The organism is Pseudomonas fjordensis (genome assembly GCF_976987115.1).
Map to the genome: position 1 here is coordinate 1,235,131 of NZ_OZ336860.1, position 23,678 is coordinate 1,258,808.

21 protein-coding genes are annotated in these 23,678 nt (G+C 61.9%); 11 read left to right on the plus strand and 10 right to left on the minus strand.

What is annotated here, in order from left to right; genetic code table 11:
- Window positions 1-58 precede the first annotated feature (58 nt).
- The 5 genes from ACWHXD_RS05540 to moaE all read left to right on the plus strand — a co-directional run bounded on the left by ACWHXD_RS05540 (window position 59) and on the right by moaE (window position 6,824).
- On the plus strand, window positions 59-1,453 hold the full coding sequence (locus tag ACWHXD_RS05540; protein WP_003188745.1) for a PhoH family protein: 1,395 nt from the start codon (window positions 59-61) through the stop codon (window positions 1,451-1,453).
- A 296-nt stretch (window positions 1,454-1,749) separates the two neighbouring features.
- Complete coding sequence (locus ACWHXD_RS05545) at window positions 1,750-5,478, plus strand: autotransporter domain-containing protein (RefSeq protein WP_138761336.1); 3,729 nt, start codon at window positions 1,750-1,752, stop codon at window positions 5,476-5,478.
- A 181-nt stretch (window positions 5,479-5,659) separates the two neighbouring features.
- Window positions 5,660-6,133: a cyclic pyranopterin monophosphate synthase MoaC gene (gene moaC / locus ACWHXD_RS05550; protein ID WP_032893473.1), complete on the plus strand. Its 474-nt coding sequence runs from the start codon at window positions 5,660-5,662 to the stop codon at window positions 6,131-6,133.
- The gene (gene moaD / locus ACWHXD_RS05555; RefSeq protein ID WP_014717016.1) at window positions 6,130-6,372 is read left to right on the plus strand and encodes a molybdopterin converting factor subunit 1; all 243 of its coding nucleotides are present in this window, start codon (window positions 6,130-6,132) and stop codon (window positions 6,370-6,372) included. The genes moaC and moaD overlap by 4 nt, the downstream gene beginning before the upstream one ends.
- Window positions 6,373-6,374: 2 nt before the next feature.
- Entirely contained in the window at window positions 6,375-6,824 is a 450-nt protein-coding gene (gene moaE, locus ACWHXD_RS05560) for a molybdopterin synthase catalytic subunit MoaE (protein WP_138761337.1), read from the plus strand.
- Window positions 6,825-6,956: 132 nt separating this feature from the next.
- Here moaE and rhlB read toward each other — a convergent pair whose 3' ends face one another.
- Both rhlB and ACWHXD_RS05570 read right to left on the minus strand, forming a co-directional pair.
- On the minus strand, window positions 6,957-8,423 hold the full coding sequence (rhlB, locus tag ACWHXD_RS05565; RefSeq protein ID WP_032893471.1) for an ATP-dependent RNA helicase RhlB: 1,467 nt from the start codon (window positions 8,421-8,423) through the stop codon (window positions 6,957-6,959).
- 95 nt (window positions 8,424-8,518) lie between these two features.
- Window positions 8,519-9,175: an alpha/beta hydrolase gene (locus ACWHXD_RS05570; protein ID WP_138761338.1), complete on the minus strand. Its 657-nt coding sequence runs from the start codon at window positions 9,173-9,175 to the stop codon at window positions 8,519-8,521.
- A 346-nt stretch (window positions 9,176-9,521) separates the two neighbouring features.
- Here ACWHXD_RS05570 and ACWHXD_RS05575 point away from each other — a divergent pair, with 346 nt between their 5' ends.
- The 6 genes from ACWHXD_RS05575 to ACWHXD_RS05600 all read left to right on the plus strand — a co-directional run bounded on the left by ACWHXD_RS05575 (window position 9,522) and on the right by ACWHXD_RS05600 (window position 15,970).
- The gene (locus ACWHXD_RS05575) at window positions 9,522-10,553 is read left to right on the plus strand and encodes an amino acid ABC transporter substrate-binding protein (protein WP_044271982.1); all 1,032 of its coding nucleotides are present in this window, start codon (window positions 9,522-9,524) and stop codon (window positions 10,551-10,553) included.
- A gap of 72 nt (window positions 10,554-10,625) precedes the next feature.
- Window positions 10,626-11,807 carry an amino acid ABC transporter permease gene (locus ACWHXD_RS05580; protein ID WP_098949510.1) on the plus strand — a complete coding sequence of 394 codons (1,182 nt, stop codon included), beginning with the start codon at window positions 10,626-10,628 and terminating at the stop codon, window positions 11,805-11,807.
- A 10-nt stretch (window positions 11,808-11,817) separates the two neighbouring features.
- Window positions 11,818-12,915: an amino acid ABC transporter permease gene (locus ACWHXD_RS05585; protein WP_003188758.1), complete on the plus strand. Its 1,098-nt coding sequence runs from the start codon at window positions 11,818-11,820 to the stop codon at window positions 12,913-12,915.
- 10 nt (window positions 12,916-12,925) lie between these two features.
- Window positions 12,926-13,690 (plus strand): amino acid ABC transporter ATP-binding protein, encoded by a 765-nt coding sequence (locus ACWHXD_RS05590; protein WP_003188759.1) that lies wholly within the window; start codon window positions 12,926-12,928, stop codon window positions 13,688-13,690.
- Window positions 13,691-14,055: 365 nt separating this feature from the next.
- Window positions 14,056-14,715, plus strand: a complete 660-nt coding sequence (locus tag ACWHXD_RS05595) for a FadR/GntR family transcriptional regulator (RefSeq protein WP_032893463.1) — start codon at window positions 14,056-14,058, stop codon at window positions 14,713-14,715.
- On the plus strand, window positions 14,705-15,970 hold the full coding sequence (locus ACWHXD_RS05600; RefSeq protein WP_138761339.1) for a CynX/NimT family MFS transporter: 1,266 nt from the start codon (window positions 14,705-14,707) through the stop codon (window positions 15,968-15,970). The genes ACWHXD_RS05595 and ACWHXD_RS05600 overlap by 11 nt, the downstream gene beginning before the upstream one ends.
- Here ACWHXD_RS05600 and ACWHXD_RS05605 read toward each other — a convergent pair.
- The 8 genes from ACWHXD_RS05605 to ACWHXD_RS05640 form a co-directional block, all read right to left on the minus strand.
- On the minus strand, window positions 15,967-16,611 hold the full coding sequence (locus tag ACWHXD_RS05605; RefSeq protein ID WP_032893461.1) for a DUF1120 domain-containing protein: 645 nt from the start codon (window positions 16,609-16,611) through the stop codon (window positions 15,967-15,969). The two genes, ACWHXD_RS05600 and ACWHXD_RS05605, sit on opposite strands and share 4 nt — an antisense overlap.
- A 23-nt stretch (window positions 16,612-16,634) precedes the next feature.
- Window positions 16,635-17,774: a DUF1120 domain-containing protein gene (locus ACWHXD_RS05610; protein WP_050499445.1), complete on the minus strand. Its 1,140-nt coding sequence runs from the start codon at window positions 17,772-17,774 to the stop codon at window positions 16,635-16,637.
- An 11-nt stretch (window positions 17,775-17,785) separates the two neighbouring features.
- Entirely contained in the window at window positions 17,786-20,221 is a 2,436-nt protein-coding gene (locus tag ACWHXD_RS05615; protein ID WP_192901618.1) for a fimbria/pilus outer membrane usher protein, read from the minus strand.
- 119 nt (window positions 20,222-20,340) lie between these two features.
- A complete protein-coding gene (locus tag ACWHXD_RS05620; protein WP_044271993.1) occupies window positions 20,341-21,045 on the minus strand; it encodes a fimbria/pilus chaperone family protein in 705 nt (234 codons plus the stop codon).
- Between the two features lie 33 nt (window positions 21,046-21,078).
- A complete protein-coding gene (locus ACWHXD_RS05625) occupies window positions 21,079-21,762 on the minus strand; it encodes a DUF1120 domain-containing protein (RefSeq protein ID WP_138761340.1) in 684 nt (227 codons plus the stop codon).
- Between the two features lie 3 nt (window positions 21,763-21,765).
- A complete protein-coding gene (locus tag ACWHXD_RS05630) occupies window positions 21,766-22,386 on the minus strand; it encodes a DUF1120 domain-containing protein (RefSeq protein ID WP_138761341.1) in 621 nt (206 codons plus the stop codon).
- Window positions 22,387-22,397: 11 nt separating this feature from the next.
- A complete protein-coding gene (locus ACWHXD_RS05635; RefSeq protein ID WP_098949504.1) occupies window positions 22,398-23,018 on the minus strand; it encodes a DUF1120 domain-containing protein in 621 nt (206 codons plus the stop codon).
- Between the two features lie 28 nt (window positions 23,019-23,046).
- Complete coding sequence (locus tag ACWHXD_RS05640; protein ID WP_138761342.1) at window positions 23,047-23,676, minus strand: DUF1120 domain-containing protein; 630 nt, start codon at window positions 23,674-23,676, stop codon at window positions 23,047-23,049.
- Between the last annotated feature and the right edge of the window lie 2 nt (window positions 23,677-23,678).

Below are 23,678 nucleotides of genomic sequence, written 5' to 3' on the forward strand. Positions count from 1 at the left end.
TCGAGGCGCAGCACCGCCCAGGTATTGCGTCGAATGGCTCCCACAAAGGTGACCGAGTATGGATGATCATGGACGTAACCCTTCTTCCGACCAGCCAATCCTTTATGTGCTTGATACCAACGTATTGATCCACGATCCAAACGCACTGCTGAACTTCGAAGAACACCACGTCGCCATCCCGATGATCGTGCTTGAGGAACTCGACAAACTCAAAAGCGGCCACCACAGCGTTGCCGCCGAATGCCGCCAGGCCATCCGCCTGATCGACAAGACCCTGGGTGAAGCCTCGCCCGAGGACGTCGAGGTCGGCGTACCGATCCAGCGTGGCAAGGGCGGCCCGAAGGGCTTGCTGTCGATCCTGATGAGCAAGCGCAGCGAGCCCAACAGCCTGCTGCCGGAAAACCTGAACGACAACAAAATCATCAACCAATTGATCGACCTGCATGCGCGCGACAAGGACCTGCGCGTGGTGCTGGTGACCAAAGACATCAATATGCGCCTCAAGGCACGAGCGTGTGGGATCGCTGCCGAGGACTACAGCACCGACCAACTGGTCGACGACGTGTCGATGCTGTCCCGTGGTTATCACATGATGACCGGCTCGTTCTGGGACCGTGTGAGCAAAGTCGAAACCCGTCAGGACCACGGCCGCACCTGGCACCAGGTACAGCTGATCGACAACCTACCGGCCGTGCATATCAATGAGTTCATTGTCGATGAACAGGGCTTTGTGGGCTGGATCAAAGAGATCCAGGTCGACAAGCTGCTGATCCTCGACCTGCATCAGGAACCCCTGTTGCACCAGGAAGCCTGGGGCCTGAAACCACGCGATATCTACCAGAGCCTGGCGCTCTACGCGCTGCTCGACCCGGACATCCACCTGGTCAACCTGACCGGCGCCGCAGGTTCAGGCAAAACCATCCTGGCCCTGGCTGCTGCCATCGAACAGACCATGGTCACCAAACGCTATCGCCGCATCATCGCCACCCGCAGCGTGCAGGGCCTGGACCAGGAGATCGGCTTTCTGCCCGGTACCGAGGCGGAAAAAATGGAGCCGTGGCTGGGGGCGATTACCGACAACCTCGAAGCCTTGCACATGGATGACGAAAACACCCATGGCAGCGTCGACTACATCCTCAGCAAAGTGCCGTTGCAGTTCAAATCCCTCAACTACATCCGAGGTCGCAGCTTCCAGCAAAGCCTGATTCTGATCGATGAATGCCAGAACCTTACGCCGCACCAGATGAAAACCATCATCACCCGTGCGGGCGCCGGTTCCAAAGTGGTGTGCCTGGGCAACCTGGCGCAGATCGACACCCCTTACCTGTCCGCGACCAGCTCCGGGCTGACTTACCTGACGGAACGCTTCAAAGACTTCCCGAACGGCGTGCACATTGCGCTGCAAGGGGTACCCCGTTCGATTCTGGCTGAATACGCCGAGTCCCATCTGTAACTACAGCGAACCTGCGACGAAAAGCCCCGGATTTTTCACGAAGTCCGGGTTTTTTGTTTTGTGCGACATTTGCCTGCGTTAACGCGTCCCGGGTGCTTGTGGTCTCTGTAATTATTTTGTTACATTTTTTCTTGCGGTAAAAACTATAAGAACACTGCAAGACCCCGTCGGAACACCACCTCCTTGATTCGACGAACGTTTAGAAAACCTGTCCAGGGTTTTCACCGTGACCCTGCCTATTACAAAAGCCCGAAACACCGCTCATTGATGACGCACATATCCAAAGGGAAAGGAAAATGGACGTAGCAGGTAATGGCTTCACTGTGTCGCAACGCAATCGCACCCCCCGTTTCAAGACCACACCCCTCACACCCATAGCACTCGGCCTGGCCTTATGGCTGGGCCACGGTTCCGTGGCCAGGGCAGACGACAACCCTTACACCCCGCAGGTGTTGGAATCGGCGTTCAGGACAGCCGTCGCCTCATTCGGCCCTGAGACTGCCGTGTACAAAAACCTCAGGTTTGCCTACGCCGATATCGTCGATCTTGCGGCCAAGGACTTCGCGGCCCAGTCCGGCAAGTTCGATTCGGCCCTCAAGCAAAACTATGAGCTGCAACCCGAAAACTTGACCATTGGCGCCATGCTCGGCGACACCCGTCGGCCACTGGACTACGCCTCGCGCCTGGATTACTACCGCAGCCGGCTGTTCAGCAACAGCGGCCGCTACACCACCAATATTCTGGACTTCTCCAAGGCCATTATCGCCAACCTGCCGGCCGCCAAGCCTTACACCTACGTCGAGCCGGGCGTGAGCAGCAACCTGAGCGGGCAGTTGAACGCAGGCCAGTCTTGGGCTGGCGCAACCCGTGACTGGAGTGCCAACGCGCAAACCTGGAAGACCCCGGAAGCTCAGGTCAATTCCGGCCTGGACCGCACCAACGCGTATTACGCCTATGCCTTGGGCATCACCGGCAAGGGGGTGAATGTCGGCGTACTCGACTCGGGCATCCTCACCGAACACTCCGAGTTCCAAGGCAAAAATGCCCAGGGCCAGGACCGGGTGCAGGCGGTGACCTCCACGGGCGAGTACTACGCCACCCATCCGCGCTACCGCCTTGAAGTACCCAGCGGCGAGTTCAAGCAGGGTGAGCCTTTCAGCATCCCTGGGGAATACGACCCGGCGTTCAACGACGGGCATGGCACGGAAATGTCCGGGGTGCTGGCTGCCAACCGCAACGGCACCGGTATGCACGGCATTGCTTTTGACGCCAACCTGTTTGTCGCCAACACCGGCGGCAGCGACAACGACCGCTACCAAGGCTCCAACGACCTCGACTACAACGCATTCATGGCCAGCTACAACGCCCTGGCGGCGAAGAACGTGGCGATCGTCAACCAGAGTTGGGGGCAGAGCTCGCGCGATGACGTGGAGAACCACTTCGGCAACGTCGGCGACAGCGCCGCGCAAAACCTGCAGGACATGACCGCCGCCTATCGCCCGTTCTGGGACAAGGCCCACGCCGGGCACAAAACCTGGATGGACGCCATGGCCGATGCGGCCCGGCAAAACACGTTCATCCAGATCATCTCGGCGGGCAACGACAGCCACGGCGCCAACCCGGACACCAACGCGAACCTGCCGTTTTTCAAGCCGGATATCGAAGGCAAGTTTCTCTCGATCACGGGCTATGACGAGACCAGTGCCCAGGTCTACAACCGCTGCGGTACCTCAAAATGGTGGTGTGTGATGGGCGTGTCGGGCATTCCATCTGCCGGCCCCGAGGGCGAAATTATCCCGAATGCCAACGGCACCTCGGCCGCCGCGCCGAGCGTTTCCGGCGCCTTGGCGTTGGTGATGCAGCGCTTCCCCTATATGACACCCAGCCAAGCGCGGGACGTGTTGCTGACCACCTCCAGCCTGCAAGCGCCGGATGGCCCGGACACGCCGGTTCGCACGCTGACCGGTGGCCGCACCTACGACAACCTGCAACCGGTGCACGATGCGCCGCCGGGTACGCCGCAAGTGCCCGGTGTGGTCAGTGGTTGGGGCTTGCCCAACCTGCAAAAAGCCATGCAAGGGCCGGGGCAGTTCCTCGGTGCGGTGGCAGTGGCGTTGCCCAGCGGTACCCGCGATATCTGGGCCAACCCGATTTCCGATGAAGCCATTCGCGCCCGTCGCCTAGAGGACGCTGCCGAACAGGCGACCTGGGCCGCCACTAAAGCGCAGAAAGGCTGGCTCAATGGTCTGCCCGCCAATGCCTCGGCCGATGATCAGTTCGAATACGACATCGGTCATGCTCGCGAGCAGGCAACACTCACCCGCGGCCAGGACCTGCTCACTGGCAGCACCTACGTCGGTAGCCTGGTCAAGTCCGGGGATGGCGAGTTGGTGCTGGAAGGCCAGAACAGCTATTCGGGCAGCACTTGGGTACGCGGTGGCAAATTGTCGGTGGACGGCGCGTTGACCTCTGCCGTGACGGTAGATGGCAGCGCCGTGGGCATGCGCAATGCCGATAACGGCGTGATGACCACACTGGGCGGCACCCTGGCCGGCAACGGCACGGTGGGCGCTTTGACCGTCAACAACGGCGGGCGCGTGGCCCCGGGGCATTCGATTGGCACGCTGCGCACCGGCGATGTCACGTTCAATCCGGGTTCGGTGTATGCCGTCGAAGTCGGCGCTAATGGTCAGAGCGACCAGCTCCAGAGCAATGGCGTGGCGACTCTCAACGGTGGTGTGGTGAACGTGTCCCTGGAGAACAGCCCCAATCTGTTGACCGCCGCCGAGGCGCGCAGCTTGCTGGGCCAGCAGTTCACTATCCTCAGCGCCAGCCAAGGCATCCAGGGGCAGTTTGCGGCGTTCGCCCCCAACTACCTGTTCATTGGCACTGCGCTCAACTATCAACCGAACCAGTTGACCCTGGCGATAGCCCGCAACCAGACCACCTTCGCCAGCGTCGCGCAAACCCGCAATGAGCGGTCGGTGGCGACGGTGGCCGAGACATTGGGCGCTGGCAGCCCGGTCTACGAAAGCCTGCTGGCGTCGGATTCCGCCGCTCAGGCGCGGGAAGGGTTCAGGCAACTGTCGGGGCAACTGCACTCGGATGTGGCGGCGGCGCAAATGGCCGACAGTCGCTACCTGCGTGAAGCGGTCAACGCTCGCCTGCAACAGGTGCAGGCACTGGACTCCAGCGCGCAGATCGACAGCCGTGACAACGGCGGCTGGGTACAACTGCTCGGGGGGCGCAACAACGTCAGTGGTGACAACAACGCCAGCGGCTACTCCTCGTCCACCAGCGGCGTACTGCTGGGCCTGGACACCGAGGTGAACGACGGCTGGCGCGTGGGCGCGGCGACCGGTTATACCCAAAGCCACCTCAACGGCCAGTCGGCGTCGGCGGACAGCGACAATTATCACCTGTCGGTCTATGGCGGCAAACGCTTCGAGGCGATTGCCCTGCGCCTGGGCGGTGCCAGCACCTGGCACCGTCTGGACACTTCGCGACGGGTGGCCTATGCCAATCAGTCGGACCATGCCAAGGCCGACTACAACGCGCGTACCGACCAAGTGTTTGCCGAGATCGGTTACACCCAATGGACCGTGTTTGAACCCTTCGCCAACCTCACGTACCTGAACTATCAAAGCGACTCGTTCAAGGAAAAAGGCGGTGCCGCAGCCTTGCATGCCAGCCAGCAAAGCCAGGACGCGACACTCTCCACCCTGGGCGTGCGTGGCCATACCCAGCTGCCGCTCACGTCCACCTCGGCGGTGACCCTGCGCGGTGAGCTGGGTTGGGAGCACCAGTTTGGTGATACCGATCGTGAAGCTTCTCTGAAGTTTGCCGGCAGTGACACGGCCTTCGCCGTCAACAGCGTGCCTGTGGCCAGGGATGGCGCGGTGATCAAGGCCAGTGCGCAAATGGCGCTGACCAAGGACACCCTGGTGTCGTTGAACTACAGCGGCTTGCTGTCCAACCGTGGTAACAACAACGGGATCAATGCCGGGTTTACCTTCCTGTTCTAACCTTGAATGTAGGAGCGAGCTTGCTCGCGAAAAACGTCAACGATAACGCGTGCACCCTGGGTAAACGCGGCGCCTTTGAGTTTTTCGCGAGCAAGCTCGCTCCTACAGGGTGGGATAAACAGCCCTGCGCAAATTTTGACCCACAGGTTTACAATCGCTGCTCCTGATCAGGAGTATCCCTGTGCTGACTCATCTCGATTCCCAAGGTCGCGCCCATATGGTCGACGTCACCGACAAAGCCGTGACGTTCCGTGAGGCGGTGGCCGAAGCGCGGGTGCGCATGCTGCCCGACACCCTGCAAATGATTGTCGACGGCGCCCACCCCAAGGGCGACGTGTTTGCCGTGGCCCGCATTGCCGGGATCCAGGCAGCGAAAAAAACCAGTGACTTGATCCCCCTGTGCCACCCGTTGATGCTCACCGGCGTCAAGGTGGAACTGCGTGCCGACGGCGCGGACGCTGTGCATATCCTTGCGCGCTGCAAGCTCTCCGGCCAGACCGGCGTGGAGATGGAAGCCCTGACCGCCGCCAGTGTCGCGGCGCTGACCATCTACGACATGTGCAAGGCGGTGGATCGCGGCATGACCATTGAGAGTATTCGCCTGCTGGAAAAGCTGGGCGGTAAGAGTGGGCATTTCAAGGCGGATGAACAATGAGTATCAACGTGCTGTTTTTTGCGCGCTACGCTGAAGCGGTGGGCTTCGATTCGCTGGAAATGGAAGGTGAATTCGCCACCGTTGATGCCGTACGCCTCGCGCTGGCTGCTGACCCGGAGTTCGCCGTGCTCAACGAAGCGAGCCTGATGTGTGCGCGCAACGAAGAGCTGTGTAGCCTCGACGAGCCGGTGCAAGCCGGCGATGAAGTCGCCTTCTTTCCCCCCGTGACCGGAGGCTGAACATGGCCATTCGTGTGCAGGTCGAAGCCTTTGATCCCGGTGCCGAAGTCAACGCCATGCACGCGGCCAACGTGGGCGTGGGCGCGGTGGTGAGCTTTGTCGGCTATGTGCGCGACTTCAATGACGGGCGCGACGTGTCAGGGATGTTCCTGGAACACTACCCCGGCATGACGGAAAAAGCCTTGGCCAAGATTGCCGTGGAAGCCGAGCAGCGCTGGCCGTTGCTCAAGCTGGAGGTGCTGCATCGTATTGGCGCGCTGGAACCGGGTGAGCCGATTGTGTTTGTCGGCGCGGCCAGTGCGCACCGGCAAGCGGCGTTTGAGGCGTGTGCGTTTGTGATGGATTACCTGAAGACGCGGGCGCCGTTTTGGAAGAAGGAAAATACCTGCGAGGGGCCGCGTTGGGTAGAAGGGCGCAGCAGTGACCACGCCGCAGCGGATCGCTGGAAATAGGACCTGAGGCTATTGGAGGTCCACATGTGGGAGCGGGCTTGCTCGCGAAAGCAATCTGTCAGTTAAAGATGTACTGACTGGTTCACCGCTTTCGCGAGCAAGCCCGCTCCCACATTTTTACCGCATTTCAGCTTAAGGCCGCTTGCGCTCCACCGCCCGCAACAAATGCGTCGGCGGCGTCTCACAGCTGATCTTGCGCCCCAGCAACGCCTCGATGGACGGCAACTGGTACGAGTCATCTTCGCCCGCAAAGCTGATCGACACACCCGCAGCCCCAGCACGCCCGGTACGGCCGATGCGGTGTACGTAGTCGTCCGGCACTTCCGGCAGGGTGAAGTTGATCACGTGGCTGATGCCGTCGATGTGAATACCACGACCGGCCACGTCGGTGGCTACCAGCACGCGGATCTTGCCTTCACGGAAGCCCTCCAGGGTCTTGATGCGCTTGTGCTGCGGCACGTCGCCCGACAGTTGCGCGGCGTTGACGCCGTCGCGCACCAGGCGTTCTTCGATGCGGCGCACTTCGTCCTTGCGGTTGGCGAATACCATCACGCGTTCCCAACCGTTGTCGTTGACCAGGTTGTAGAGCAGCTTGTACTTGTCGGCACCGGCGACGGCGTAGATATGCTGCTCGACGTTTTCGCTGGCGACGTTGAGTGCTTCGATCTCGACGATGGACGGGTCTGTGGTCCACTGCTTGGCGAGGTTCATCACGTCTTCGGTGAAGGTCGCGGAGAACAGCAGGGTCTGGCGCTCGGTTTTCGGCGGGGTCTGGCGAATGATCTGGCGTACTTGTGGGATAAAGCCCATGTCGAGCATGCGGTCGGCTTCGTCCAGCACCATCACTTCGACCATATCCAGGTGCACGTCGCCGCGCTGGTTAAAGTCGAGCAGGCGGCCAGGGGTGGCGACGAGGATGTCGCAGTGACGGGCTTCAAGGTGCTTGAGCTGCTTGTCGAAGTCCATGCCACCCACGAACGTCATGACGTTGAGGCCGGTGTACTTGGTCAGGTCGGCGGCGTCCTTGGCGATCTGCACCACCAGTTCACGGGTCGGCGCGATGATCAGCGCACGCGGTTCACCCATGTAGCGCTCTTTGGGCGGCGGCGTTTGCAGCAGTTGGGTGATGATCGAGATCAGGAACGCGGCGGTCTTGCCGGTGCCGGTCTGGGCGCGGCCGATGGCGTCTTTGCCCGCGAGGGTGAAGCCCAGCACTTGCGCCTGGATCGGCGTGCAGTACGGGAAACCCAGGTCCTGGATGGCGTGCATCAGTTCCGGGGCCAGTTTGAAATCGTGGAAGCGGGTCTTGCCTTCCTGAGGTTCGACGACGAAGTCTTCGAGCTTCCATGGGGCCACGGGCGGCTTGGGCGCACGTTCGCGACGGGGCTTGGCCACAGGCATCGGGGCCGGCTCGGCAGGCTTTACCTGTTCAGGCGGCGTCACCGTGGTTGTGTTCGGTGAGGCGGCGGGCGCGTTCCGGCCGGGCTGTTGACCGTCATTGCGGTTGCCGGGCTTGGGGGCAGGTGCACTGGGAACAGGCGCGAGCGGCTCAGCCTCGCTTTTGCCGAACATCTTCTTGAGTGCTTTGAGCACGGTCATCTCATTAATTGATTAAGGAATGTACGCCGGCCAGTGTAATGCAAGAATCGGGCGCGGCGTAGTGCGTCTGTCATACGGCTACATAAACACGGGGTTCAGCGCAGGCGTTCAGTCAGCCAGGTGCCGATATCGTGTATCTCTCGGGGTAACACTTCGTGGCCCATTGGGTATTCCTGCCATGTCACGGTGACACCACGGCCCTTCAAATGTTCGTAGGCGCTGCGGCCCATGGCGTTCTGCACCACTTCATCGTACTGGCCGTGCAGGCACAACGTCGGAATACGCTGCTGGCTGGCGGATAACTCCAGTTCATTATCGAAGGTGGGCGCATAGGTGGAGAGGGCGATCACACCGCCCAAGGGTCCCTCCCATTTCTTGAACGCGGTGTGGAAAACCACCGCGCCACCTTGAGAAAAACCGGCGAGGAAAATTCGCGAAGTGTCTATTCCGGTTCTCTGTTGTGTCTCGATCAGGTCTGTGACCATTTTTGCCGACGTTTCCAGTTCTTCCAGGCTGATCGAACGGGCCGGGCTCATGGCCTTGATGTCGTACCAGCTCGGCATCTCGTAGCCGCCATTAATCGTCACCGGACGCGTGGGCGCTTGCGGCAAAACAAAGCGGGTGCTCAGCAAGGTTTCCTGCAGGGCTTCAGCCACCGGCAAGAAGTCGTAGCGATCGGCGCCCAGGCCATGCAGCCAGATAACGCAGGCGTCTGCGGGCTTGGCAGGCTGAAGAATCAAGGGTTCGGTCATGTTTGCTCCATAGATGGGCGGGCGCTCCGATTAGGTGCGTCGGAACGGTGCGCGACAGGTTGATCTGTTAAGAGAATGTCGCAAGGCTGAATCTTTTGCCATTGAACCGCAGTTGCAGCCACTCGGCCAAGACTCTGGTACGCGCCTTGCTATGTGTATCTCGATGTCAGAACTCTCCTAGGACGGTAACACTATCAGTGACTGCCGCTCGTGGGAAAGCAACTGGAATTACCGCAAAAACCTCATGCTGCTTGGCCCCAAAAAAAACCAACACGGGTCGATATCGCCTCATAAGGGTGCGCTGAGGTTGGAGCTCCGACACAACAAGAGCAATTGGAGGTTTGTAATGAAGGTATTGAAATCCACCCTGGCCATCGTCACTGCGGCGGCTGTACTGGGTGTCAGTGGTTTTGCCCAGGCGGGCGCCACCCTGGACGCCGTGCAGAAGAAAGGCTTCGTGCAGTGCGGTGTGAGTGACGGCCTGCCGGGTTTCTCGGTGCCGGATGCCAGCGGCAAGATCCTCGGGATCGACGCTGACTATTGCCGCGCTGTGGCGGCTGCCGTGTTTGGCGATGCCACCAAGGTCAAGTTCAGCCAGTTGAACGCCAAGGAGCGTTTCACCGCGCTTCAGTCAGGCGAAGTCGACATCTTGTCGCGCAACACCACCATGACCAGCTCCCGCGACGCGGGCATGGGCCTGAAATTCCCGGGCTTCATTACCTACTACGACGGCATCGGCTTTCTGGTGAACAACAAGCTGGGCGTCAAGAGCGCCAAGGAACTGGACGGTGCAACCATCTGCATCCAGGCCGGTACCACCACCGAGCTGAACGTTTCCGACTACTTCCGCGCCAACAACCTCAAATACACCCCGATCACCTTCGACACCTCCGATGAAAGCGCCAAGTCGCTGGAGTCCGGGCGTTGCGACGTACTGACGTCCGACAAATCCCAGCTGTTCGCCCAGCGCAGCAAGCTGGCTTCGCCGAAAGACTACGTGGTGCTGCCGGAAACCATTTCCAAGGAGCCACTGGGCCCGGTCGTGCGTAATGGCGACGACGAGTGGCTGGCCATCGTGCGCTGGGTGGGCTACGCCATGCTCAACGCGGAAGAGGCCGGTGTGACCTCCAAAAACGTCGAAGCTGAAGCCAAGTCCACCAAGAACCCGGACGTTGCGCGTCTGCTCGGTGCCGACGGCGAATACGGCAAAGACCTGAAAGTGAAGAAGGACTGGGTAGTACAGATCGTCAAGCAAGTGGGTAACTACGGCGAGATGTTCGAGCGCAACCTGGGCAAGAGCACGCCGCTGGAAATCGACCGTGGCCTGAACGCCCTGTGGAACAACGGCGGCATTCAATACGCACCCCCTGTGCGCTGATCGCTGATGGTTCTGTCACCCGGTAGGCCAACTGTCGGGTGATGTTCTGTTCCATTATTTTCGGGGCACTTCATGCAAAATCAAATCGGCGCACCCAAGCAGAAGCTCAGCTTCAGCGACCCCAAAGTGCGTGCGTGGCTGTTCCAGATCATCACGATCGTGGCAGTGGTCTCGCTGGGCTGGTACCTGTTCCATAACACCCAGACCAACCTGCAACACCGGGGCATCACCTCGGGTTTCGACTTTCTTGAGCGCAGTGCCGGCTTCGGCATCGCGCAGCACTTGATCGACTACACCGAATCGGACAGCTATGCCCGGGTGTTTGTGATCGGCCTGCTCAATACCTTGCTGGTGACCGTCATCGGTGTGGTGCTGGCAACGCTGCTTGGCTTCATCATCGGCGTGGCGCGCTTGTCGCCCAACTGGATGATCAACAAGCTGGCGACGGTGTACGTGGAGGTGTTCCGCAACATTCCGCCGCTGCTGCAAATCCTGTTCTGGTACTTCGCGGTGTTCCTGACCATGCCAGGGCCGCGCAACAGCCATAACTTCGGTGACACCTTCTTTGTCAGCAGCCGTGGCCTGAACATGCCCGCAGCGCTGGCGTCCGACGGGTTCTGGCCGTTTGTGGCCAGCCTGGCGGTCGCCATCGTTGCCATCGTGCTGATGACCCGCTGGGCCAACAAGCGCTTTGAAGCGACCGGGGTTCCTTTCCATAAATTCTGGGCGGGCCTGGCGCTGCTGGTGGTGATCCCGACGCTGTGCGTGTTGCTCTTCGGCACGCCGCTGCATTGGGAAATGCCCAAGCTTGCGGGCTTCAACTTTGTGGGTGGCTGGGTGCTGATCCCGGAACTGCTGGCGTTGACCTTGGCGCTGACGGTGTACACCGCGGCGTTCATTGCCGAGATCGTGCGCTCGGGCATCAAGTCCGTCAGCCATGGCCAGACCGAAGCGGCACGTTCACTGGGCCTGCGCCCCGGGCCGACGCTGCGCAAGGTCATCATCCCGCAAGCGTTGCGCGTGATCATTCCACCGCTGACCAGCCAATACCTGAACCTGGCGAAAAACTCGTCGTTGGCCGCCGGTATCGGTTATCCGGAAATGGTTTCGCTGTTTGCCGGCACGGTGCTCAACCAGACCGGCCAAGCCATTGAAGTCATTGCCATCACCATGAGCGTGTACCTGGCGATCAGCATCAGCATTTCCCTGCTGATGAACTGGTACAACAAGCGCATTGCGCTGATCGAGCGGTGAGGACACCCCCATGACTACGCATACGTTCAAACCTGACATGCCACCGCCGAGCAAAGTCTTCGGGCCGGTGGCCTGGATGCGCGCCAACTTGTTCTCGAGCTGGCTCAATACACTGCTGACCTTGCTGGCGATCTACCTGGTGTACCTGGTGGTGCCACCGATCCTGCACTGGGCCATCCTCGATGCCAACTGGGTGGGCACCACCCGCGCCGACTGCACCAAGGAGGGCGCCTGCTGGGTGTTTATCCAACAGCGCTTCGGGCAGTTCATGTATGGCTATTACCCCGTCGACCTGCGCTGGCGCGTGGACATGACGGTATGGCTGGCCATCGTCGGCGTGGCGCCGTTGTTCATCTCGCGTTTCCCACGCAAGGCGATCTACGGCCTGGGCTTTCTGGTGTTGTATCCGATCATTGCCTACTGCTTGCTGCACGGCGGCGTGTTTGGCCTGAGCAACGTGGCGACCAGCCAATGGGGCGGCCTGATGCTGACCCTGGTGATCGCCACCGTGGGCATCGCCGGCGCCTTGCCGCTGGGCATTGTGCTGGCGCTGGGACGGCGTTCGAACATGCCGGCCATTCGGGTGGTCTGCGTGACCTTCATCGAGTTCTGGCGCGGCGTGCCGTTGATCACCGTGCTGTTCATGTCGTCGGTGATGCTGCCGCTGTTCCTGCCCGAGGGCATGAACTTCGACAAGCTGCTGCGGGCGCTGATCGGGGTGATCCTGTTCCAGTCGGCCTATGTGGCCGAAGTGGTGCGCGGTGGTCTGCAGGCGATTCCCAAGGGGCAATACGAAGCCGCTGCGGCGATGGGCCTGGGCTACTGGCGCAGCATGGGCCTGGTGATTTTGCCGCAGGCCTTGAAGTTGGTGATCCCTGGGATCGTCAACACCTTCATTGCCCTGTTCAAGGACACCAGCCTTGTGATCATTATCGGCTTGTTCGACCTGCTCAACAGCGTCAAGCAAGCCGCCGCCGACCCCAAATGGCTGGGCATGGCCACTGAAGGCTACGTGTTCGCCGCTTTGGTGTTCTGGATTTTCTGTTTTGGTATGTCGCGCTATTCCATGCATCTGGAACGCAAGCTCGACACTGGCCACAAGCGTTAGGAGTTTTTTGATGAGCGAAGCAATCAAACAGCCTGTGAGCCCTGAAGGCATTATCCAGATGCAGGGCGTCAACAAGTGGTACGGCCAGTTCCACGTGTTGAAAGACATCAACCTCAACGTCAAGCAGGGCGAGCGCATCGTGCTGTGCGGCCCGTCGGGCTCGGGCAAGTCCACCACCATCCGCTGCCTCAACCGCCTGGAAGAACACCAGCAAGGCCGCATCGTGGTCGATGGCGTGGAGCTGACCAACGACCTCAAGCAGATCGAAGCGATCCGCCGTGAAGTCGGCATGGTGTTCCAGCACTTCAACCTGTTCCCGCATTTGACCATCCTGCAAAACTGCACGCTGGCGCCGATGTGGGTGCGCAAGATGCCCAAGCGCAAGGCCGAGGAAATCGCCATGCATTACCTGGAGCGCGTGCGCATTCCGGAGCAGGCCCACAAGTTTCCGGGGCAGCTTTCAGGTGGCCAGCAACAGCGCGTGGCGATCGCCCGCGCGCTGTGCATGAAGCCAAAAATCATGCTGTTCGATGAGCCGACGTCGGCGCTGGACCCGGAGATGGTGAAAGAGGTACTGGACACCATGATCGGCCTGGCCGAAGACGGCATGACCATGTTGTGCGTGACCCACGAAATGGGCTTTGCCCGCACCGTGGCCAACCGCGTGATCTTCATGGACAAGGGTGAGATCGTCGAGCAGGCGGCGCCGAATGACTTCTTTGACAACCCGCAGAATGAGCGGACCCGGTTGTTCTTGAGCCAGATACTGCATTGATGGAGCGTTAAAAAATAAACCCGGCCTGGTAGCCTAATGCCGTTCAGTCAAGGATTTTTGTAGGAGCGAGCTTGCTCGCGAGAAACTCACAGGCGCCGCGTTCAATCAGGAAACACGCGTTCTCGTTGACGTTTTTCGCGAGCAAGCTCGCTCCTACACGGCATGGTTCAGGAGGCTTGGGCCGCCATAAGGTTTTCTACTTTTCCATAAGACACCTGCGTCCAATAATTACCCTCTGAGGGTAATTTTCAATCGAAAATACTGCTCCTTTTCCTGCCTAAGAACCCTAGTGCGTTGCCTTTGTAGGCAACTCCGAATAGCCTGTAGGAAAATTCATCCTATGATTGGACGAAAGCGCAAATCCCATGACAGACATCGCCCCGCTGATCAAACGCTCCCTGGTTGACCAGGCCCTGGAGCAACTGCGCCTGCGCATTTCTCAGGGCGTATGGGCGATCGGCGAGCGCCTGCCCACCGAGCCTGAGTTGTCCGCCGAGCTGGGGATCAGCCGGAACACCGTGCGTGAAGCCATGCGGGTGTTGGCCTTTTCGGGCTTGATCGACATTCGCCAGGGCGACGGTAGCTATTTGCGTTCGATGACCGATCCGCTGGGCACGATGCGGGCGCTGTCTCATTGCACGCTGGAGCAAGCGCAGGAGACGCGTCAGATTCTGGAAGTGGAGGCCATCGGCCTTGCGGCATTGCGTCGTACCGAAGCGGACCTTACGGCATTGCGCAAGGCGCTCGCTCTCAGCGCCGAGCGGTATCACGGTGACCTGGAGGCCTATATCAGCGCCGACCTGGCGTTCCACCAGCACGTGGTGGACGCGGCGCACAACCCGGCCTTGAGCGAGCTGTACCACTATTTCTCCGCCATTGTCGGCGCGCAACTGCGCCAGACCCTGAACCGCTCACCGCGACGCCAGGCGGTGTTCGACCTGCATGGAGCGCTACTCGATGCGGTGGAACAACAAGACCCGGACCGCGCCAAATCCCTCTGCCGGCAGTTGATCAATGAACCCTGAAACCCCACGCAAGACCGAACTCGAAGAACTGTTGATCGACGCCGAAGCTGACGACGACAGCGTGCAGCAGGCGCCGCCGAGCGTGGTTCGGCCATGGCTGCTGTTGCTGGGCCTGGTGTTGGTGGCCTTGAACCTTCGCCCGGCCTTGTCGAGCCTGTCGCCGTTACTGGCAGAGGTTTCGAGCAGTTTGGGCTTGTCTGCCGCCAAGGCCGGTTTACTGACCACCTTGCCGGTGCTGTGCCTGGGCCTGTTTGCACCCACCGCGCCGATGCTGGCACGACGTTTCGGCGCCGAGCGCGTGGTGCTCGGTATCCTGCTGACCCTGGCCGCCGGAATCATCCTGCGCAGTTCGTTCGGTGAGGTGGGGCTGTTCCTCGGTAGCCTGGTTGCCGGGGCGAGCATTGGCATCATCGGCGTGTTGCTGCCGGGTATCGTCAAGCGCGATTTCGCCCGGCAGGCCGGGGCCATGACCGGTGTTTACACCATGGCGTTGTGCTTGGGCGCCGCCATGGCGGCTGGCGCCTCCGTACCTCTGAGCCACGCCTTTGGCGACAGTTGGAAAATCGGCCTGGGCTTCTGGATCCTGCCGGCCCTGGTGGCGGCCCTGGTCTGGTTGCCCCAGGTCGGGCAGAAGCACGGAGCCCATCGTGTGGCCTATCGTGTAAAGGGTTTATTGCGCGATCCCCTGGCCTGGCAGGTCACCCTGTACATGGGCCTGCAATCGTCTCTGGCCTACATCGTGTTCGGCTGGTTGCCGTCGATCCTGATCGGCCGTGGCCTGAGCGCGACCGAAGCCGGGTTGGCGCTGTCGGGCTCGATCATCGTGCAACTGCTCAGCTCCCTGGCCGCACCGTGGCTGGCGACGCGCGGCAAGGACCAGCGCCTGGCGATTGTGGTGGTGATGCTGCTGACCCTCGGCGGGCTGTTCGGTTGCCTGTATGCACCGCTGGAGGGCCTGTGGGGTTGGGCGATTGTGCTCGGCCTGGGGCAGGGCGGTACCTTCAGCCTGGCACTGACCTTGATCGTGTTGCGCTCGCGCGATTCCCATGTGGCGGCCAACCTGTCGAGCATGGCCCAGGGCATCGGGTACACCCTGGCGTCGATGGGCCCGTTCGCGGTCGGCCTGGTGCATGACTGGACCGGCGGCTGGACGGCCATTGGCTGGATCTTTGCGGTGATCGGCCTGGGTGCCATCGTGGCCGGCCTGGGCGCCGGGCGTGCGCGCTATGTGCAGGTCACCAGCGAGAAGGTCTAGAGATACACCACTTCCAGCGTGGCCGAGCCATCGAGCGGGGTTTCCACGCTCAGGTCCAGGTTCTGGCGGGCATTGATCACGGTCTGCACCGTGACATTGCCCCCCAGGGTACCGATGGCCGTGGGCCCACTGACGCTGCCCTCCACGTCGGTAAAGCCCAGGTAGCTTCGCGAGCCAATATCGATGGGGTTGAGATTGGAGGTGCGCCACGCCAGGCCACCGGTGGTGGACTCGGTGCCATAGACCTGCGCGGTGTTGCTGGCCTGGGTTTGCCGCGGGTCGAAGGTCATGGAGTAAACCCCCAGGCGGTTGCCGCTGCTATCAAACCCCAGCCCGTAGTAAATCTCGCTGTTGACCATGGCCGAACCGTCGCGGTTGTCGCGCATGCGAAGGGCGTAGCGGACGGGGCCATTGCAGGCGATGCCGACATGCAGCGTCTTCAAGGGCAGGCGCGTGGCGGTCTCCAGGTTCAGGTCTTGCTGGGCAACCTTGCCGTAGTCGATCAGGCCACCGCTGGAAAGCTGCGGCATGCAGGCGGCGGGGACGATCAGGCCGTGGACGCTCAGGTCTACCGTCGAGGCGGCCAGCACCGAGGGCGCGCAGGCCAGTGACAACAGGCTGGAAAGGATGCGGGTTTTCATGGGAGGGACTCCTTACAGGGGGCTCAGGGGTAGACGATTTCGAGCGTGCCGGAACCGTTGATGTGCACCACGTCACGCAAGTCCAGGGTTTGCATCGGCGCCAGGTACGTCTTGATGCGCATCGTGCCGGTCAGGGTCTGCAGGGCGACTGGCCCTGTGGTAACGCCGGTTTTGTCGCTAAAGCCCATGATGCTGTTGGCCGCCATGGGGATCTGCCGTGCGGTGGAACTGCTCCACGCCACGCCATTGCTGGTGGAGTCGGTGCGGTACAGCGTGGGGAAGGCATCGGCGCTGAATTCGGCCGGGTCGATGGTCAGGTAAAAGCGCCCGATCTTGTTGCGGCTGGCATCCAGGTCCACTCCATAGGCCGTTTCATCGGTGCCGCCCGTGGCCGAACCGTCGCGGTTGTCCTTCATGCGCAGGGCGAAGCGGATGGGCGCGTCGCAGGTCACGTTCAGGCGCAAGGTGCGGGTGGGCAGCGGTGTTTCAGTGCTGGCGTTGAGGTCTTTGGCGTACAGGGTGCCGTAGTCCACCACGCCTTGGTCGGACAAGCTCGGCAGGCAGGCGATAGGCGCGAAGTGCGCACGCAGTGTCAGTTCCCGGTAGCGCCCGTGGCGCGGGCCATACAACATGCCGGCGACTTCCCAGGTGGTCGCATCGCGTACTTGGGTGGCGGCAGGGTCGGCCCAGGCGCGCAGGGTCAATTGCAGCGCCAGGGTTTTTCCGTTGAGCACCACGCCCCGTTCCACCGGTGCGATGCCGTGGTCGGGTCGCCATTGCATGACGCTGCCGGTGGCTACGGGCGCCTGCCCCACGGCGGGCAGCACACCCAGCTCCACCGCGCGGCCGTCGAGCAGCGCATTCCCGACTTCAATGGCGTAGCTGCCGTGCTCGGTAAACTGCCAGCGCTGTGGGTTGGCAGCTTGCGCCCGGTAGAACAGGCTGAGGTCTTCGGCCTGGGGGCAACTGACGGTCACACTCAGTCGACGCTCGCCGAGCAGGCGTTGCGGTGCGCTGTCGTTCTGGGCCAGGCGGCTCATCAGGCCCAAATCCAGCAAGGGTTCACTGACGTTCAGTTGGCATTCTTCAAAAGCCTGGGCTGTGCCGGCGACGCCGACCAACAGCCCCAGGCACAGTTGACGCAAACAGCTTGCAAGGGGCATGGCGGGAATCCTCAAGGTGCGTGACAGCGTGCGGGGGCCGTTTCGAAGTACACCGAGGGGTCGGCTTTTTCCGGCAGCGAATAACGCAATTGGCAACGACTGCCCTGGGGCGTAGTTATCCACAGCGTCGATTGGCCCAGCACATTGGGTAGAAACACCTGGCTGCCTTCCTGCACCAGGGTGATGAACTCGCCGTCGGCACTGCTGACCGAGGCACCCGCCGGCAGCGGCGCGCCCTGGTCGTTGCTGACGGTGAGCAGCAGGCGGCGGGTCAGGCCGACACCGAACTCGACGCGGTCCACGGCGCCACGGCCGGCCGAAATCATGGCCAGGCCGTTGTTGATATCGGCGTTGCGCGGCAATGAACGCGTTTGCACTTCCACCGGGCTGCGCCCGTAGGCGGCGACCTGCGGCACCACGGCCTGGCCTTGCCAGTCGGTCCACACCGGGCCGCTGGGGGTGCTGAGCTTGATGCCGCTCATGTCGCCGACCGACACCAGCGCGAAGGTGTCGCGCACCGGGTAGGGGGAAAAGGTCATACCGTCGCCATGCAGCACCACACCGCCGCGCGCACCGCCTTGATAGCTGGAACGCTCGGCGTCGGAGCGGCTGTAGCTGACATCCAGCTGGCTGTAGCGTGGCAGCGCGGAGATGCCCAGGGTGGTTTCCACTTGATGGTCGCTGCTGTCGTGTTCGGCGCTGACGCGGTAGCTGAGTTGGTCGTCGATCTGTTCGGTGAGGCCCAGGCCGGTGCGGTTTTCGCCGCCGGAATTGCGCACCCAGCTGCGCAGCCGGCGACTCTCGCCCAGCGGTACGCTGATATTCAGGTACACCGCGTTGTCCTGCTGCTGGTCGCCGCCCATTTGCCATTCGGCGCTGGCCGACAACGACACCGCACCGATGCTCGTGCCCCAGGAGGCCAGCGCACGGCTGCTGCTGTCACCGGCAAAATTGGCCGAGCGCGAAACCCCGGCGCTGAACGCACCCAGACGTGGATGGGACCAGCCCAGGTTGAGGCTTTGCTGGTCGCGGTAGCGCGAATCCCGGTTGTTGTCGTCGCGCGCGTAAGTGCTTTCTTCAAGTTCGCGATAGCCGATGCTGCGCCAGGAATTGGCGGCGCTGATCGACCACTGCTCACCCAGGCGCTGGGACCACGACAGATCGGTCTGTACGCCGGAGACTTTTTCTTGCGCCTGGCTGTTGGACACTTGCGTGGACAGTTGGATCTGACTGTCCAGCCACGGCAACCAGCCCAGGCTGGCGCCCACCGAGCGGTATTGACTGGCCGCCAGCACGCCCGTGCCGAGGGTCAATTGCGGGTGCAAGGTGCCGGTCCAGCCGCCACTGACTACCCACGGATCCTCGCCTTTGGCATCGCTCACATTACGCACTCGGCCCGCTGCCACGGAGTAACCCGGGGCTGGTAACCCGAGCCCGAGCATGGCCGCTGGCACGGTGAAGCGTCGTTCAGCGCCGACGCTTTCCTTGACCGTGACTTCAACGTCCGAGCGGGTGTTCAAGCGACGCACATCGGTGAGGGTAAAGGGCCCGGCGGGCACCACGGTGGAATGAATCAACGCGCCGTTCTGGCGAACCTCTACCTGGGCCGGGCTGTTGGCGATGCCCTGGATCAGCGCGCCCTGGCCCTGTTCTTGAAGGGCGTGCTCGGTGAGCACTTGCACGCCGGTGATCTGCGCGCCGGACAGCACCGGGTTGTACAGGTTGATTTGCCCGGCTTGCAGCACCGTCTGGTGGCTGGCGAAGGTACGTTGGGCATAGGCTTCCAGGTGGGTGCTGCGTGACAGGCCATCCTGCCAGGTCTGCACTTGGCGGCTGCGCACGATCCAGTCGCCGGCATTGAACCCCACCTCGGTATTGGCCGAGCCAAACCGGCTGGCGTCATCGCCGAAGCGGTTGTAGAAGCCGCTGAGGTCGTAGTTGAGCAGCCCGGCAAAGCCGCCGGTTTCGTAGCCGGAGATATCCTGCTGCACGGGGCGCAGGGCGTCGGTGGGCACCACCAGCGACACCGTCAGTGTCGACGGGTCTGGCTCCACAAGGGTTTGCGGGTAGCGCGCAAGAAAATCATCGCAGCCCTCGATTTCACCGAGCGGCAGCAGATTGGCGGCGTCCAGCAAGGCGCGGTCAAAGCACAGCTTGCCTTGCTGATCGAAGTTCACCGCCAGCCGGCCACGGCGCTGGCCGTTGACGCGCAGGTTGACGGTGTGTTGCCCGGCCGCGTAACGCGGTGCGGAGAGCAACAGGCTGGCCAGCTGTGGGTCGATACCACGTTGTTGCAAGGTCTGGGCATCGAAGCTGGACGGGCTGGAAACTTCGGCGCACACCTTGGCCGGTATGAGCGCACACAGCAGCAACGCCAGCACCAGGGCAGGGCTGGCAGAGGGAGCGGGCACGGCTTCGCCGTCACGGTAACTCAATACTGTTTTCACGCAAGGTACTCGAGTAGTGAACGCACAGGCCTTGTGGGCCGGGCGTTCTGGTGACGATCAATAAGCCGTCACTTCGTTACTCAGGCGGCGCAGGGTGGTACGCCGCCTGGGGTGTTCGGTCAGAAGCTGATCGGTGCGTCGTAAGCCTTGACCGCAAACCCGTACACCGTGGCCGGTTGCAGCCTGACCGTCTTGGCCTGGCTGCTGCTGGCCGGCACGCTCAAGGCTTCGCCGGGCAGCACATACGTACGCGGCAGCAGGGCCTTGCCGTCGCCTGGCAGCAGTAACAACTCCTGCGCCAGACGCACCACGTACGGCGTGTCGTTGCGCACCTGCAACTGGCCGTCGCGCAGTGTCCAGGTCAGGTCGGTCCAGGGCGTGCGGTTGGGCGCCAGGCCCTTGGGGTGCACGATCACCGGCAGGTTCTGGCGCACGGTCACGCCCACGCGGGCATGCCCGGCGGCGGTGGCGGCGCGGCCCTGGGGCATGCCTTCGAACACCGCGCGTTTAAGCCGCTGGGTCAGTAACGGTTGCTGGTTTTGCAGAATGAAACGCACCAGCTGGGATTTGGACGCTTCGACGCGTGACAGCGGCGGTGTCACCACCAGCAGCGGTTCGGTGTCTTCCGGAATGTCCTGCAAGGTCACATGCAACAGGGCGAGTTGGCTGTCGGTGTTGGTCACCGACACGGCCGCTTCGCCTTCGGCCTCGTGCACGATCACCACGGAGGTGTCCGGGACCATGCCGTCGGCTTTAACCTGGTCGCCGAGCATCAAGAGCAAGGCAATCAGGCCGACAGCGGTGTTTGAGAATGTCGTCGTCATGACGGGTTTCCATTAGCCAATAAAGAGGGGCGGTCAGAGGTAGCGCAGGTCCAGGACGATGGCGCCGTCGAGCGGGACTTCCTGGTCCAGGGTCAGGTACTGGGAAAAGTTGATGGCGGTGCTCACCTGAAGCTGGACGGTCAGTTGGCCGATGAAGTCCGGTTGGCGGTCGCCGACTGGCGCAAAGGCCATGTAGGTGCGGGGGTAGGCATTGGGCTCCTGGGACCAGGTTTCACCGTTGTCGCTGGACGCCATTACCTGCATGGCCTGCGCATCGCCCACCGCGTTGCGATAGGCCAACGCCACAGAACCCAGGCGCTCTTCGGGGACGTGGATGTTTCTGCCCAGTCCGTAGAAATAAGCCGGGGCCGACGAGGAGTCGGCGCGCTCGTCAATGCCCACCAACGCAAACAGCATGGGCCTGGCGCACTGCACACGCAGGTCGAGCGTCTGGGTGGGCAGCACGGTGAACTCGTCGGCGTTGAGGCTGTGAGCAGGAATCTTGCCGTGATCGACGGTGCCGTCATGGGTCAGCTCGATATGGCAGGCGTCCGGGGTGACCCGGCCGGTAACCGTAAGGTCGACAGCCGACGCTGCGTGGGCATCGGTCATCGCGGCCAGGCCAAGCACCATGACCACATTTCGCCCCCATGCCATCAGCACGGGCAACGCCAGACGCCGCCCATGCCTGCCACTATTCAAGGACGGGGCGGCCATGGGTCAGAGGTACTTCACTTCAAGGGTGGCGGAGCCGTCGATGGTGACTTCGTTGCTGAGGTCCAGGCCGGCAGTGCCCATGATGAAGGTCTGTACTTGCAGATCGACCAGCAGGTCTTTGACCGCCAGCGGCTGGCTGTCGTCGTCCATTGCGGCGACCGACATGTACAGGCCCGGATCCCAGAACGTTTCTTTAAACCAGGTATTGCCTTGGTCGTTCGATGCAATGGGTTGCACCACTACGCCATCCTCGGCAATCGGGTTGGCAAGCGTGAGGCTATATCCACCTAATTTCTGGGTATCGTTGACAAAGCCCAGGCCGTAATTCGACGTGATACCTGAAGAGGCGCGGTTATCGATCGAGTGCACGGCGAACTGGATCGCAGCGTCGCAATTGACCGCCATGACCAGGGTATGGTTGCCGATAACTGTCGGGTTGTCCGGGTTCAGATCCTTGGCGGAGATCTTGCCATGGTCGATCACGCCCCCACCGGACAGGCTCGGCGTACAGGCGCTGGGCACGATCAGGCCTTTGACAGTCAGGTCCACGCTGGAGGCGGCGAAGGTGGCGGCCGAGTGGAGCAGCAGGGCGCTGGCGGCCAGGGTGGTCAATCGGGTTTTCATCGGGAGGCTCCTTAGAGGTAATTGACTTGCACAGTGGCGTGGCCGTCGATGGGCACTTCGTCGGTCAGCGTCAGGTTGCTGGCGGGGGCGATGTGGGTAATCAGGCGTATTTCGGCGTCCAGTTCCTGGATCGCAATCGGCGCCAGGCCGTCGCTGTCGGCGACGGCCGTCAACAAGGTGTGGCTGAGCATCACCGAGGGGATCCAGGTCACGCCGCCATCCCGGGAGGTGATGGTGCGTACCGGTACTCCATCGGCCACCGGGCTATACAGGCCAAGCCCGGCATCGCCGACTTTTTCATCACTGGGCGTCATCCCCAGGCCGTGCCAGCTGAAGTGGCTGGCGGCAGTGCCCGCACGGTTGTCGATGGTGTTCAGGGTGAAAATGGTCGGCCCTTCGCAACGCACACTCAGCAGCAGGGTTTCCCTGGGCAGGTCGGTGTAGGTGTCGGCATTGAGGTCTTTGACCGATACCTTGCCGAAGTCGACGGTGCCGCCGCCGGAGACCACGGGCGCGCAGGCGCTGGGGGTGATGACCCCTTTGACCGTCAGGTCCTGGCTACTGGCGGCCCATACCGGGCCGGCGCCGATCAGCAACAATGTCGCGGTGAGGGTGGTGAGGGGGCTAACCATGGGTCACGTCCTGTGGGTGGGTTGGCGGTTACAGGTATTTCACTTCAAGGGTGGCGGAGCCGTTGATCGGCACTTCTGTGCTCAGGTCCATGCCGCCAGTGGGAGCGATGAGGGTGTGCACCATCAGGTCTGCCGTGACCTGCTGGACCGGGGAGGGTGCCCAACTGCCGGAGGAGCGATCGCCAAACGAAGCGTGGGAGGTAACCGGCCAGGCGTCACCTGGGTAACTTTCATGCCAGGTGAGACCGTTATCCACAGATTCAATCGTGGAGATCACCGCGCCGTCAGCCATAGCATCACTGAGCGTCAGTAGGTATTCGCCCAATTTCTTGTCGCCGACCAACTCCAAGCCATAGCTGTTTCGTGAGTCAAACGCGTTACCGATATTATCGATGCCCTTTAGAGCCAACAGGGTTGGCGCATCACAGGTAATCGCCAGTTGCAGGGTGTGGTTGTCCAGCATTGTCCAGTGGTCGGGCTTCAAATCCTTGGCTGCGACTTTGCCGTGGTCGACGAGGCCGCCGCTGGAAAGGCTGGGCGCACAGGCGCTGGGCGTGATCAGGCCCTTGACGGTCAGGTCTACGCTGCTGGCGGCGCACACGGCGTTGGACAGGGCGAGCAGCAGGGCACCGCCCAGCAGGGGCATGCAGGTTTTCATGT